This is a genomic window from Kribbella sp. VKM Ac-2566, assembly GCF_004366005.1.
GTDB classification, from domain to species: Bacteria; Actinomycetota; Actinomycetes; order Propionibacteriales; family Kribbellaceae; genus Kribbella; species Kribbella pratensis.
On record NZ_SODT01000009.1, the window covers coordinates 331,621 to 345,497 of the forward strand.

10 protein-coding genes are annotated in these 13,877 nt (G+C 68.6%); 8 read left to right on the forward strand and 2 right to left on the reverse strand.

Annotation, left to right across the window (positions count from 1 at the left end):
* Positions 1–14: 14 nt before the first annotated feature.
* Positions 15–2,324: a DEAD/DEAH box helicase gene (locus EV647_RS13155; protein ID WP_134002534.1), complete on the reverse strand. Its 2,310-nt coding sequence runs from the start codon at positions 2,322–2,324 to the stop codon at positions 15–17.
* Positions 2,325–2,515: 191 nt separating this feature from the next.
* Here EV647_RS13155 and EV647_RS13160 point away from each other — a divergent pair, with 191 nt between their 5' ends.
* From EV647_RS13160 to EV647_RS13190, 7 genes are all read left to right on the forward strand, one after another.
* Positions 2,516–2,845, forward strand: coding sequence for an STAS domain-containing protein (locus EV647_RS13160; RefSeq protein WP_130387202.1), 330 nt, complete (start codon positions 2,516–2,518; stop codon positions 2,843–2,845).
* Between the two features lie 237 nt (positions 2,846–3,082).
* Positions 3,083–5,386 carry a sodium-translocating pyrophosphatase gene (locus EV647_RS13165; RefSeq protein ID WP_134002536.1) on the forward strand — a complete coding sequence of 768 codons (2,304 nt, stop codon included), beginning with the start codon at positions 3,083–3,085 and terminating at the stop codon, positions 5,384–5,386.
* A 92-nt stretch (positions 5,387–5,478) separates the two neighbouring features.
* The gene (locus EV647_RS13170) at positions 5,479–6,684 is read left to right on the forward strand and encodes a DUF4142 domain-containing protein (protein WP_134002538.1); all 1,206 of its coding nucleotides are present in this window, start codon (positions 5,479–5,481) and stop codon (positions 6,682–6,684) included.
* 273 nt (positions 6,685–6,957) lie between these two features.
* A complete protein-coding gene (locus EV647_RS13175; RefSeq protein WP_134002540.1) occupies positions 6,958–7,950 on the forward strand; it encodes an ABC transporter ATP-binding protein in 993 nt (330 codons plus the stop codon).
* Between the two features lies 1 nt (position 7,951).
* Positions 7,952–8,707 carry a hypothetical protein gene (locus tag EV647_RS13180; protein WP_134002542.1) on the forward strand — a complete coding sequence of 252 codons (756 nt, stop codon included), beginning with the start codon at positions 7,952–7,954 and terminating at the stop codon, positions 8,705–8,707.
* A 177-nt stretch (positions 8,708–8,884) separates the two neighbouring features.
* The gene (locus EV647_RS13185) at positions 8,885–9,679 is read left to right on the forward strand and encodes a DUF2785 domain-containing protein (RefSeq protein WP_134002544.1); all 795 of its coding nucleotides are present in this window, start codon (positions 8,885–8,887) and stop codon (positions 9,677–9,679) included.
* 334 nt (positions 9,680–10,013) lie between these two features.
* Complete coding sequence (locus EV647_RS13190; protein WP_238177183.1) at positions 10,014–11,291, forward strand: cytochrome P450; 1,278 nt, start codon at positions 10,014–10,016, stop codon at positions 11,289–11,291.
* Between the two features lie 8 nt (positions 11,292–11,299).
* Here the strand turns inward: EV647_RS13190 and EV647_RS13195 are convergent, their stop codons facing one another.
* Positions 11,300–12,103, reverse strand: coding sequence for a TIGR03619 family F420-dependent LLM class oxidoreductase (locus EV647_RS13195; RefSeq protein ID WP_134002546.1), 804 nt, complete (start codon positions 12,101–12,103; stop codon positions 11,300–11,302).
* Positions 12,104–12,291: 188 nt separating this feature from the next.
* Here EV647_RS13195 and EV647_RS13200 point away from each other — a divergent pair, with 188 nt between their 5' ends.
* A complete protein-coding gene (locus EV647_RS13200) occupies positions 12,292–13,863 on the forward strand; it encodes a diguanylate cyclase (RefSeq protein WP_238177184.1) in 1,572 nt (523 codons plus the stop codon).
* Positions 13,864–13,877 lie beyond the last annotated feature (14 nt).

Genomic DNA, 13,877 nt, shown 5'->3' on the forward strand with positions numbered 1-13,877 from the left:
CCAGAGCCGGCCCTTCAGGCCTCACTGCTTAACAGTGCGGAGAGCAGCGCCACCGCGCCGCTCTTGTCGAGTGGGTTGTTCTGGTTCCCACACTTGGGTGACTGTACGCACGACGGGCATCCATCCGTACATTCACAGTGTGCAATCGCCTCGCGTGTCGCCGTCAACCACTCGCGCGCCGCGGCGTACCCGTGTTCGGCGAAGCCGGCCCCGCCGGGGTGGCCGTCGTACACGAAGACCGTCAGTCGGCCGGTGTCGGCGTGGCGGGCGGTAGAGACGCCGCCGATGTCCCAGCGGTCGCAGGTGGCGAAGAGTGGGAGTAGGCCGATCGACGCGTGCTCGGCGGCGTGCGCCGCTCCCGGCACGTCTTCCAGCCCGAGGCTCTCGACGACGGTGTCAGGCATGGTCCACCACACGGCCTTGGTTCGCAGGGTGCGCTCCGGAAGGTCGAGCGGCTGTTCGTCGAGTACGTCGCCGGTCGCGATCAGCTTGCGCTGGTACGAGATGACCTGGCTCGTCACCTGGACCCAGCCGCGCGACAACTCCGCCGTACCCCACGAGCACGTCTCCTCGGTCGCGAGGATGCTGATCTCGGTGACGTCCCGCGCGAAGGTCGTGTAGTCCGGGGAGGCCGGCTCGACGACTGCGGCGTGCTCCTCGAGGTCGAGCGAGCGCACCAGGTAGGACTCACCCGCATGGACGTAGACGGCGCCCTCGTGGACCGATGCATGGGCCGAGCCGCCGTCGACCGTGCCGAGCAGACGGCCGGTCTGGTCCTCGACGATCTGCACCGTCTTCCCGCCGGCCGACCGGATGTCGATGGCATCGACGGCTCGCTCGCGGCGCGTCCAGAACCACCCGTGCGGCCGTTCGCGCAGCGCGCCCTGCCGCACGAGCTGGGCGATCACCTGCGCCGTCGTCTCGCCGAACACCTCGAAGTCGTCGGGAGTCAGCGGCAGCTCTTGCGCCGCGGCACACAGCTGAGGCCCGAGCACGTACGGGTTCTCCGGGTTGAAGACCGTAGCCTCCACCGGGCGCCCGAAGATCGCGGCCGGATGTCGCACCAGGTAGGTGTCCAGCGGGTCGTCCCGTGCGATCAGCAGCGCCACCGCGTCCCCACCGGCCCGGCCTGCGCGTCCAGCCTGCTGCCAGAGCGACGCGCGTGTGCCTGGCCAGCCAGAGAGCAGTACGGCGTCCAGCCCCGCAATGTCGATGCCCAGCTCGAGAGCGTTCGTTGCCGCGACTCCCGTGAGCTCACCGCTCTGCAGCATGCCCTCGAGCCGCCGGCGTTCCTCAGGTAGGTAGCCGGCGCGGTACGCCGACACCTGGTCGATCAGTGTCGGGTCGACCTCGGCCAGGTTCTCCCGGGCCGTCATCGCGACCGACTCGGCTCCACGCCGCGACCGGACGAAGGCGACCGTACGGACACCTGTGACGACCAGATCGGTCAGGAGGTCGGCCACCTCGGCTGTGGCGGACCGGCGTACCGGTGCGCCGTTCTCGCCGTGCAAAGAGGTCAGAGGCGGCTCCCACAGGCCGAACGCGATGCCGCCGCGCGGAGAGCCGTCCTCGACCACCTCCACCATCGGCAGCCCGGTCAGGCGCTCACCTGACACCGCCGGCTCGGCCACGGTCGCCGAGGCGCAGACAAAGATCGGATGCGCCCCGTACTGCGCGCACACCCGACGCAGCCGCCGCAGTACGCCGGCGACATGCGCACCGAAGACGCCGCGGTAGTGGTGGCACTCGTCAACCACGACGTACTGCAGGCAGCCCAGGAAGCGCGCCCAGCGTTGATGGTTCGGCAGGACCGACCGGTGCAGCATGTCCGGGTTGCTGAGCACGTACGTCGCGTAGTCGCGTGCCCAGTCGCGCTCGGTCCGCTCCGAGTCGCCGTCCAGCGTCGTGGCCCGCAGACCGGGCACGGAGTACGCCGAGACCGCGCGGAGCTGATCGTGCGCGAGCGCCTTGGTCGGAGACAGGTACAACACAGAGGCGGTACGGCGGTGTGGTGAGGCCGCCTGCGCGATGCTCAACGTGGCGAAGGCCGGCAGCAGGTACCCGAGCGACTTGCCGGACGCCGTCCCGGTCGCGACGACCACGTGTTTCCCGGCGTACGCCGCCTCGGCCGTCGCCACCTGGTGAGTCCAAGGGGCCGTGATGCCGGCGTCCCGCAGCTGGTCGAGGACCTCGGGCGGGACCCAGCGCGGCCAGTCACACGTTTGTCCCACGCGCGGCGGCACCGACTCGACATGCGTCAGCCGGTCGTCGCGACCGGCGGCCAGGCGCTTCAGGACGGCAGCCGCCTCACCACCTGCACGCATACCGGCACCTTAGGCCCTGGCATGGACACTTGCTCGCTGAGGACCAGCTGAGAGCTGCACGGTCGGATGCACGCGCTTTTTCGGGACGGGAATCGACTTCGGGTGGGCGAGATGAAAGAGTTTTCGGCAACGGGTCTCACTCACGGTCCGTACATGGTTGAATGCAGCAGTTCACGGGATCGGAGGCCGAAGTGGATCTGTCGCTGACCGCGCGCGCCGAGGGCGGGCGCACCGTCATCGAGGTTGCGGGGGAGATCGACGTCTACACCGCACCGAAGCTCCGCGAGAAGATCGCCGCGCTCGTCGACGAAGGGGTCTACGACCTGGTCATCGACCTGGAACGCGTGGAGTTCCTGGACTCCACCGGCCTCGGCGTTCTCGTCGGCGGACTGAAACGGGTGCGCACCCACGACGGATCCCTGTCCCTGGTCTGTACCCAGGAACGGCTGCTGAAGATCTTCCGGATCACCGGCCTGACCAAGGTCTTCGACATCCACCCGGACGTCGCCTCGGCGATCTGATCACAGCGAAACGGGTCCACCTCACTACGTTCGGTGAACGTTGCGCCCAGGTTCCGGCGCAGGTCTTGCCGGGTCGGCCGGGTATGGCGTAGACCACCCTGTCGTCAGGTCTGGTCGGGAACCCGTTAGAGTAACCCACCGCGCCAGGCCACTGGCGCTGTGTCGTATTTCCCCAACCCTTCGGTTGCGGCAGACGGGGGCCGTCAAGCCTGGATGGGTTGCCTACAAGGAGGACGGATGTCCGCGCTGCTTGCTCCACAAGCGGTGGATCTTTCGTCGAGCAACACCACACTGGTGATCGTCGTCGGGGTGATCGCGATTCTCGCGGTCGTCATCGCGATGGTCTTCCGGGGCCAGGTGCTTGCCGCGAACGATGGCACCGAGAACATGAAAACGATCGCCGCGGCGGTTCAGGAAGGCGCCTCGGCGTACCTGAACCGGCAGTTCCGGACATTGTCGATCTTCGCCGTGGTCGCGTTCCTGCTGCTGTTCCTGCTGCCGGCGCACACCGACGGCGGCAACGAGACCACGCTGAAGATCTTCCGCTCTGTGTTCTTCCTGGTCGGCGCGGGCTTCTCCGCCGCGATCGGCTACCTGGGCATGTGGCTCGCGACGCGCGCCAACGTCCGGGTGGCCGCGGCCGCGCGGGACGAGGGCCGCGATCCGGCCATGCGGGTCGCGTTCCGCACCGGCGGCACCGTCGGCATGGCGACCGTGGGCTTCGGCCTGTTCGGCGCCGCGCTGGTCGTGCTGCTGTTCAAGGGTGACGCCCCGACGGTGCTCGAGGGCTTCGGCTTCGGCGCCGCGATGCTCGCGATGTTCATGCGGGTCGGCGGCGGTATCTTCACCAAGGCTGCCGACGTCGGCGCCGACCTGGTCGGCAAGGTCGAGCAGAACATCCCCGAGGACGACCCGCGGAACGCCGCGACGATCGCCGACAACGTGGGGGACAACGTCGGTGACTGCGCCGGTATGGCGGCCGACCTGTTCGAGTCGTACGCCGTGATGCTGGTGGCCTCGCTGATCCTCGGCAAGGCCGCGTTCGGCGAGCAGGGCCTGATCTTCCCGCTGATCGTGCCGGCCATCGGCGCGCTCACCGCGGTCCTCGGTGTCTTCCTGACCCGCCCGCGGACCGGCGAGAACGGTCTGCGCACGATCAACCGCGCGTTCTACATCTCCGCGGTGGTCTCCGGTGTGCTCTGTGCGGTGGCGGCGTTCGTCTACCTGCCGGGCAGCTTCAAGGACCTCACCGGCGCGACCGAGGCGATCGCCGCGCACGACGGCGACCCGCGGCTGATCGCGACCTTCTCGGTCCTCATCGGCATCGTGCTGGCGGCGATCATCCTGGCGCTGACCGGCTACTTCACCGGCACCGAGGACAAGCCGGTCAAGGACGTCGGCAAGTCGTCGCTGACCGGTGCCGCGACCGTGATCCTGTCCGGTATCTCGGTCGGCTTCGAGTCCGCCGTCTACACCGCCGTGGTGATCGCGGCGGCCGTGTACGGCGCCTTCCTGGTGGGTGGCACCGGTGTGGTCGCGCTGTTCGCGATCGCGCTCGCCGGTTGCGGTCTGCTGACCACCGTCGGCGTCATCGTCGCGATGGACACCTTCGGCCCGGTCTCCGACAACGCGCAGGGCATCGCGGAGATGTCCGGTGACGTGGACGGCGAGGCGGCCCAGATCCTCACCGAGCTGGACGCCGTCGGCAACACCACGAAGGCCATCACGAAGGGCATCGCGATCGCGACCGCCGTACTGGCCGCGACCGCGCTGTTCGGTTCGTACACCGACGCGATCCGCACCTCGCTGGCCGAGAACTACGCCAAGTTCGAGGCGGACGCGCTGGTGTTCAACCCGGGCACGCTGGTCGGCCTGATCCTCGGTGCCGCGGTCGTGTTCATGTTCTCCGGTCTCGCGATCAACGCCGTCGGCCGCGCCGCCGGTGCGGTCGTCTACGAGGTACGTCGCCAGTTCCGCGACATCCCCGGGATCATGGAGGGCACGGGCAAGCCGGAGTACGGCAAGGTGGTGGACATCTGCACCCGCGACTCGCTGCGGGAGCTGGCCACCCCGGGTCTGCTCGCGCTGACCGCGCCGATCGCCGTGGGCTTCGGTCTCGGCGCCGCGGCGCTGGCCGGCTACCTGGCCGGTGCGATCGGCTCCGGCACGCTGATGGCGGTCTTCCTGGCCAACTCCGGTGGTGCCTGGGACAACGCCAAGAAGCTGGTCGAGGACGGCAACCACGGCGGCAAGGGCTCGCCCGCGCACGAGGCCACCGTCATCGGTGACACCGTCGGTGACCCGTTCAAGGACACCGCCGGTCCCGCCATCAACCCGCTGATCAAGGTGATGAACCTGGTCTCGGTGCTGATCGCGCCGGCCGTGGTGGGGATGTCGTCGATCGGCGACGACACCAACACGCCGCTGCGGATCGTCATCGCGGTCGTCGCCGTGGTGATCCTGGCCGCGGCCGTGTACGTCTCCAAGCGCCGGGAGTCGGTCATCTCCGACACTCCGGCCGAGGTGAACGCCGCAGCCTGATCGCAGGATCTGCCGAGACGGCCCGCCGGTTCCGACCGGCGGGCCGTTCCGTATGTCTGGACCCGAACCGTCCGCTCACTTACTGTCATGGTGTGAGGATTGCCCGGGTGTCCGCGCTGCTGCTTCTCGTTGCGGCGGGCGTTCTGGCAATGCTGCCGCCGGCGAACGCGGCGACACCGCAACCGGATGTCTCCTATCTCAACGCCGCCCACCAGCTCAACCTGACCATCAGCGAGTCCGCCCACACGGCGGCGGCCAAGGGCCGCACCTCCTGCGTACGGCGGGTCGCCGCCCAGCTGGAACGTGACCATCGCAAGCTTTCCGCACAGGAGCTCGACGTCGCCACGCGGCTCAATATTCTGCTGCCGACGGCACCCTCGGCGGCTCAGCGTCGTCAGCTCGACGCACTTGCGGCCAAGGCCGGCACCACGGCGTACGACGCCGCGTGGCTGGCCTTCCAGCGTCAGGAGCACCAGCAGTATCTGGCGCTGGTAGAAGGCGAGCTGCCGATCAGTGCGTCGCCTGCCGTCGAGGCACTGGCCGACGGCGCCAAGCCGGTCATCCAGATGCACCAGCGCTCGATCACGGGTACCTGTCGCGTCGGGACCACCACCCCGGTGGTGCCGACTGGAGAGGGCGGCCAGCAGGCCGAAGCCAACCTTGCCCGTACCAGGGCCGCACTGATCCTCATGGGTATCGGAGTGGTGCTGCTTCTGGTCGGCAAGTCGATCTCGCTGAAGCGACGCGTCCTGGGGATCGCAGCACTCGCGGCGGGTCTCGTGATGATGTTCGGAGGCCAGCCCGCCAACACTGGAAAGGTCCCGGATGCGGGTAAGTCGACCGCGGACCGAGAGGCCGCCGTACCGCCTGTCCGTCTGAAACTGCCCGGTGTGCTGGAGGCCTCGGTGCAGCCGGTTGCTGCCGGCGGCGACGGTCGGCTGGAGGTACCCAAGTCGGCCGCTGACGTGGGTTGGTGGGCCGCAGGTGCGGCGCCAGGCTCTGTTGGTGGCACAGTGCTGCTCGCGGGTCATGTGGACACCACTCGCGGGCGCGGGGTCTTCGCAGCGCTCTCCGGCGTACCGGTCGGCGCCAGGGTCGCGGTGACGGGTGGAGACGGCGGCGAGCACTGGTACCGCATCGTTGCGCGCCGTACCTATAAGCAGGAGGCCCTGCCCGCCGACCTGTTCCACGGTGCAGCGAAGCCCCGGTTGGCGTTGGTGACCTGCACGGGTTCGTACGACCGTACGGCGCACCGCTACAGCGAGAACCTCGTGCTCTACGGCGTTCCGCTGGACTGACCTTCTGGTAGTCACTTCCAGACCGAAGTACGTCGTACGTCGACTTTCGGCTGATGTGCGGGACCCTCCGCATGGGGGATCGTCGGGGTTGTGGTCAGGGGCATAACCGATAGCAGCCGCCCGCGGACCGGCGGCAGAATCAACCCAGGGGTGGACACACCGGATCCGCCCGGGGTCCGATGCCCGGCACCCGTCCGGCCTCGATACTGATCTCATCACGACACAACCCGCCCGACCGGGGACACTTCACGCAGGCGAACGAGGAGCACGGCGATGATCGAGGCAAAAGGCCTCACCAAGCGATACGGCGCAACAGTTGCCGTTGACAACCTGTCTTTCGAGGTGAAACCCGGCAGGGTGACCGGCTTCCTGGGCCCGAACGGGGCCGGCAAGTCCACCACCATGCGGATGATCCTCGGACTCGACACCCCGACGTCCGGCGAAGTCACCATCGACGGACAGCGGTACCGCGACCTGCACCGGCCGCTGACCAAGGTCGGCGCGTTGCTGGACGCCAAGTGGGTGCACCCGAACCGCTCGGCGCGGTCCCACCTGATGTGGATGGCCGCGTCCAACAAGTTGCCGAAGTCATCGGTCGACAAGGCGCTCGACATGGTCGGCCTGACGTCGGTCGCGAACAAGCGGGCCGGCGCCTTCTCGCTGGGCATGTCCCAGCGGCTCGGTATCGCCGGCGCGCTGCTCGGCGACCCGGAGGTGCTGCTGTTCGACGAGCCGGTGAACGGTCTCGACCCGGAGGGCATCGTCTGGATCCGGACCTTCATGCACCGGCTGGCCGACGAGGGCCGCACCGTGCTGGTCTCCAGCCACCTGCTGTCCGAGATGGCGCTCACCGCCGAGGACCTGGTCGTCATCGGCCGCGGCAAGCTGATCGCGCAGAGCACCACCCAGGAGTTCGTCGATCGCGCCAGCGGTACGACGGTGAAGGTGCGGACGCCGCAGCTCGACCAGTTCGCCGGCGTGCTGAACCAGCAGCACCTGACCACCCGGATCGAGGACGTCGAGGACCAGGGCAAGGTGCTGTTCGTCGAAGGCGACCTGACCACCGACCAGATCGGCGAGGCCGCCGCCGCGCACGGCATCGTGCTGCACGAGCTGACGCTGCAGCGCGGTTCGCTGGAGCAGGCATTCATGCAGATGACCGGTGATTCGGTCGAGTACCACGCGCACGAGGAGATCGCCGCTGTGACCTCGCTCGACGCACCCGACGCCGCCGAGGTGGCCGCGGGTCCGAAGGAGGACAACTGACATGTCGGTGATCGCTGTCGAACGCATCAAACTCTTCTCCACCCGCTCACCGTGGTGGTGCATGATCATCGCGGCCGTGCTGACCGTCGGGTTCGCGGCCTTGACGACCGGCTTCCTGAAGGGCGCCGACGAGCAGCAGGCGACCATCTTCATCACCCAGCCTGGCGCGCAGCTGAGCCAGATGGTGATGATGGTGATGGCCGCGCTGGCCGTCACCACGGAGTACCGGTTCGGCACCATCCGGACCAGCTTCCAGGCCGTTCCGCAGCGCGCCGCGCTGCTGCTCGGCAAGACCGCGGTGGTTGCGTTCCTGGCCGGCGTCATCGGCCTGATCGCGTCCTTCGGCGCCTGGGGGATCGGCAGCCTTTTCGCGAGCAACGCGGACCTGGCGATCGACACCGGCGCCGAGTGGCGGCTGCTGGCCGGTAAGGGCCTGGTGTTCGCGATCTCCGCGGTGATCGCGGTCGCGGTCGGCATCCTGATCCGGCAGAGTGCCGGGGCGATCGCGATCCTGATCCTCTGGCCGCTGCTGGTCGAGAACCTGCTCAATTTGATCCCCAAGGTCGGCGACGACCTGTCGATGTGGTCGCCGTTCCAGAACGCCGTCTCGTTCATGAACCAGGGCCAGGACTTCGGTCTCGCCGGTCAGCAGGGTGACTATGCACTGAGTCCGTGGTGGGCCTTGCTGTACTTCGCCGGCTGGGCGGCGGCGCTGATGACGATCGCCCTGGTGTCGGCGAGCAAGCGCGACGCCTGACAAGTCCACCCCGGTCAGCGGTTGAGGGGCCCCTGACCGGGGCAGGGGCCCGGCCGGGCTGAGGGGTCCTGGTCGCGACGGCCCGTGGTGCATCCGGTCTCCGGATGAACCACGGGCCGTTTCCCGTCCTTATTCCGGCCTGGCCGCGTGGCCCGCCGACGCATTACGGTGCCGCGCATGACGGACTGGGCGCAGGTGCGGGATGCGGGGTTCGAGGTTCCGGGAGGTCGGCCGGTGGGCGAGATGGTGGCCGAGCTGGTAGGGATGCTGCGGTCACCGGATCCCGTCGTGCGGGACCGGCAGGCGTACTCCGTGTTGGCGACCTGGATCGGGCGCGGCGTGCTGTCGACGGACGAGCTGCGGGCGCTCGGCGACGAGATGGTGCCGCGGTTCACCGACCCGGAGATCCAGGCGCGGACGTTCGCTCCGCTGATCCTGGACTCGATCGTGACGGCCGGCGTCTTCGAACCGAGCTGGGTGCCGCCGTTCGAGCGCTGGTACGTCGCCGAGGAGGACCTGCGGGGGTACGACGAGAAGCTCGGCTGGTTGCACGCGGTGGCGCACGGCGCGGATCTGCTCGGGGCGCTCGGGCAGCACGCGGCGGTGGAGCCGGTGCAGATGCTGCGGCTCGGGATCGGGCGGTTGCTGACCCCGACGCCGTACGTGCTGCGGGACATGGAGGACGACCGGCTCGGGTACGCGCTCGCGGCGACGCTGACGCGCGACGACCTCACCGGCAGCGACGCGACCGACTGGCTGGACCCGGCGATCCGGCAACTGTCGAACCCGCCGGCCGAAGGGATCACGCCCGAGGTGACGAACACGATCCGCACGCTGCGGGTGCTGTACGTGCTCGCCGACCACGGTCTGCGGGTCGGGGATGCGAAGAAACTCACACCGATTCCGCAGGCCGATCAGGTCAAGACAAAGCTCGCGGACGTGCTCCGGATCGTCACGCCGTACTATCTCTGAGCCTGAAGTGGTCGGCGGCAACTACCTGCAGGGGTACGACGCATCCGACTTTCGTCTGGACTTTCCCTGAATCCTCCCCGAGGAACGGCACGTCGTAGTCCAGGGCGGAGTACAGGTGGTTTCAGGTGGCAGTGGAGGCTCGGTCCGTGACAAGGTCTCTGCTGGCACGCCATGGCCCCCTCCCATGGTGGAGCCAACGCCACTACCGGAGTAGTGCCAACACCATCAGATCTGGTCCCCGGCGAGGTTAGCTTTGACTTACACAGCCGCTGGGGGCAGCGGGTTTCAGAGAGGGCGCGTGGAAGTCATGGTTGCGACATACCTGAAGAGATGGGTGGGCAACCGCATTCTCAACAGGACCACCCGCAAGGGTGGCCTCGACCTGTCGAAGATGCGGATGTTCCCGCGCCAGGTCTCGATGCCGTTGCGCCGCGAGGGGCTCGATCCGGTCCCGGAGCTGGCCCAGGTGCGCGAGACCGAGCCGGTGCACAAACTGGCTCATCTGTTCGGGCTGAACGTCTTCGTCGTGAGCGGTCATGCCGAGGCGAAGGCAGTGCTCGCCGACAGCACGAACTTCAGCAACGACATCCGGCCGCTGGTCGGCTCGGACCCGAACAAGCCGTCCGAGGGCATCGGGGGTCTCGGGTTCACCGATCCGCCGGACCACACCCGGCTGCGGAAGCTGCTGACGCCTGAGTTCACCAAGCGCAAGCTGGCCCGGCTGGAGCCGGCGATCGAGAAGATCGTCAACGACCAGCTGGACCTGATGGAGGCCAAGGGCCCGGTCGCCGACATCGTCGCGGACTTCGCCTTCAACGTGCCGTTCCTGCTGATCGCGGACCTGCTCGGTGTCGAGGAGTCCGACCGCGATCGCTTCCGTGCGCTCGGGCCTGCCCGGTTCGACCTGTCCGGCGGCGGGATCGGGGTGTTCGGGTCGGCGTCGGAGTCGCGGGACTTCCTGTTCGAGATCGTCCGCAAGCAGCGGGAGAACCCCGGCGACGGGCTGATCGGGTCGATCATCCGCGAGCAGGGTGACGACCTCGACGACATCGAGCTCGGCGGGCTGGCGGACGGGGTGTTCCTGGGCGGGTACGAGACGTCCGCGAGCATGCTGGCGCTGGGCACGCTGGTGCTGTTGCGCGACCCGTCGAACTTCGAGCGGATCCGCAACGAGCCGGGTGCGGTCGACGTGATCGTCGAGGAGCTGCTGCGGTACCTGACCGTGGTGCAGGTCGCGTTCCCGCGGTTCGCCCGGCACGACCAGGAGCTGTTCGGTCAGCAGGTGAAGAAGGGCGATCTGGTCGCGGTGTCGCTGTCCGGCGCGGATCGGGACAAGAAGGTCTTCGGCGCGGACGCCGAGGACTTCTACCCACGCCGTACGGTGTCGTCCGCGCATCTCGCGTTCGGACACGGCATGCACCGGTGCGTCGGCGCCGAACTGGCCCGGATGGAGCTCCGCGCGGCGTTCACCGCCCTCGCGCACCGCTTCCCGGACCTGTCGCTGGCCGTCCCCGAGGAGCAGCTCCGCTTCCGCGACTTCTCGATCGTGTACGGCGTCGAGTCCCTACCGGTCCGCCTCCACGCATCCCCCGCCGAACAGGTCGCCGGCTGACCCGTGGGTTAGGTCAGCTGGAACCGTTCGGCGAACTGGGTCAGTTCGTCCAGGTCTGGGGTGGTCACTACCAGGCGGGTGACGCCTTGGGACTCGTAGGTTGCTGCGGCTTCTGGTGTTAGGTCGATGGAGGCCCAGCGGCTGTACTCGAGGTTGGGGCGGGTCGACGTGGCCAGCTTCCATTGGGCCGCGCGTTCGGCCGGGGTCAGCGCGCCGCCTGGGAAGTACCCGTCGCCCCGGGTGCCTGCGCGGCGGGCGGCCGCGCGGCTGGAGCCGCCGATGTGGATCGGCAGGGGCGCCAGCGGATGCGGGAAGCTGCTCAGGTCCTCGAACTCGAAGAACTCGCCCGAGTAGCTGACGCGATCCCCCGACCACAGCAGCCGCAGTACGTCGATTGCCTCGTCCGTACGTCGTCCGCGGGACGCGAAGTCCACACCCACCACCCGAGCTTCCCCCGGCAGACTGCCCACGCCGACGGTCAGCAAACGCATCCGCCCCTTCGACAGTACGTCGAGGGTCGCCAGCCGCTTCGCCAGCACCACCGGGTGGTGGTACGGCAGCAACAGCACCGCAGTCCCGAGCAGGAGCCGTTCCGTGGACGCCGCCACGAACCCGAGCAGCTCGAGCGGATCGCCGTACGGCAGGTCGGTCGGCATCTCGTACCCGCCGAAGGTGGCGCCGCGATACAGCGCCATGTGTTCCGGCACGTACAACCCCTCGAACCCGCACTCCTCCGCGCGCCGCGCGAACCTGACCAGCCGCTCCGGATCCATCCCGTACGCCGGCGTGCTGTAACTCACCGCGAATCTCATCGCCGAACCGTAAAACCCTGTCCCCGGGGTCAACGCAAACAAAGAGAAAATCTGTACGCCGAGTGCGGTTCTTGTGGCACTAGGTGGTCGTTGGCTGGATCGGGTCGTGACAGGACCGGGGGTGGGTGGTCACAATGGGCGGTCCGGCCCGAGGTGCGGGTGACGGAACAGGGAAAGGCCGTCGCGGTATGGGGAATGGCGAGATGGCGGCGGACGACGCGCTGACCGCACGGATCGCCGCCGCGATGACCGCGGCCCAGTCGGGTGGGCATGCGACGGCGGCTGCGGAGATCGAGGCAGTCCGGGCCGAGCTGGGCGGAGTGCCGAGCTACACGTTGGCGGCCGCGGAGTACGTCCGGGGTGTGACGGCCCACCATGCCAGTGACGCCGACGAGGCACTCAGAGCGGTCGATGCGTGTATCGAGATCGCCCGCGCGATCGACGAACCGGGCTGGGAAGCGAACGCCCTGCCGATCCGCATCATCAACCTCGCCCGCAGCGGCCGTGGCGGCGACACGGTCAACGACCTGGTCGCCGCTGAAGCAGCCTTGAACCGCACCAGGGACCCCGGCCTGACCGCCTGGGCGCACACCGGCCTCGGCTACGCGTACGACGTCCTGCGGCTTTTCGAACTGTGCATTCCGCATTACGAGCTCGCCACCCAACTGGACGCCGATGTCTTCGAGCTGGCGGAGTCGCAGGCGATCGACCGGCTGAACCTCGCCGAGACGCACCTGCGCTGGGCGCACGAACTCGAACGCCTCGGTGATCCTTTGTATACAAGGGAGATCGAGGAGCGCCTGGCGTCGGCGGCGTACTGGGCGCGCGAGGCCGAGCGGGTGGTGGTCGACGACGAGACCCAGGAGTTCTGGAAACTCAGCGCCCGGCTGTGGATCGCCGCCGCCGCGACCGCCGCGAACCCGGACCAGGCGGTCGCCGACCTGACCGAGATCCGCGACGAGATCAGCAAGCTCGGCGAGACCGAGCGGCTCGCGATCGCCGGCGCCTACCTGGCCCGGGCCCTGCAGGCGCAGGGGAAGTCCGAGGAGGCCAAGGTCGCGGCGGACCGGGCGGCCGACGACCTGCTTCCGTTGGCCGACCCATCGACCCACGTCCTGGTGCTGCAGACCCGTTCGGAGGTCGAGGCGGTCGACGGTACGGCGGGTGCCCTGGCGGGCCTGGCCTACGCGCGATCGGTGGCGCGGGGGTGGTGGAAGGAGCGGCAGCGCGCGCTGAACGCCGTACGGCATGCGCTTGCCGCGCACGACCTGCCGGCCCGGCACGACGCCGAGTGGCACGCGGCGCGGCAGGATCCGCTGACCGGGGTGGGGAATCGCCGCGCGCTGGACGAGCGGCTGACCGCGGCCCGGGACTCGGGCCGGGCGGTGACGTTGCTCGCGATCGACGTGGACGATCTGAAGCTCGTCAACGACACGTTCGGCCACGCCTGCGGGGACGAATTGCTGCAGGTTGTTGCAAATCTCCTGGTAGAACAGGCGCGAGCGACCGATGCCGTGATTCGATCAGGTGGCGACGAGTTCTTCGTGGTGCTCGACCAGCCGGACGCCAAGGGCGGTGCCCAGCTGGCCGAGCGGATCCGGGTGGCCGTCGAGGCGATCGCGGCGACGACGGACACACCGTGGCTGCGCCGGGTCGGGTTGAGCCTCGGGTACGCCGCAACCGCCGAAGGAATCGCCGTGGAGCAGTTGATCTCCCGGGCGGACGAGCGTCTGTACCGGGAGAAGCGCCGCAAGAAGTGACGAAGGGTGGGAGG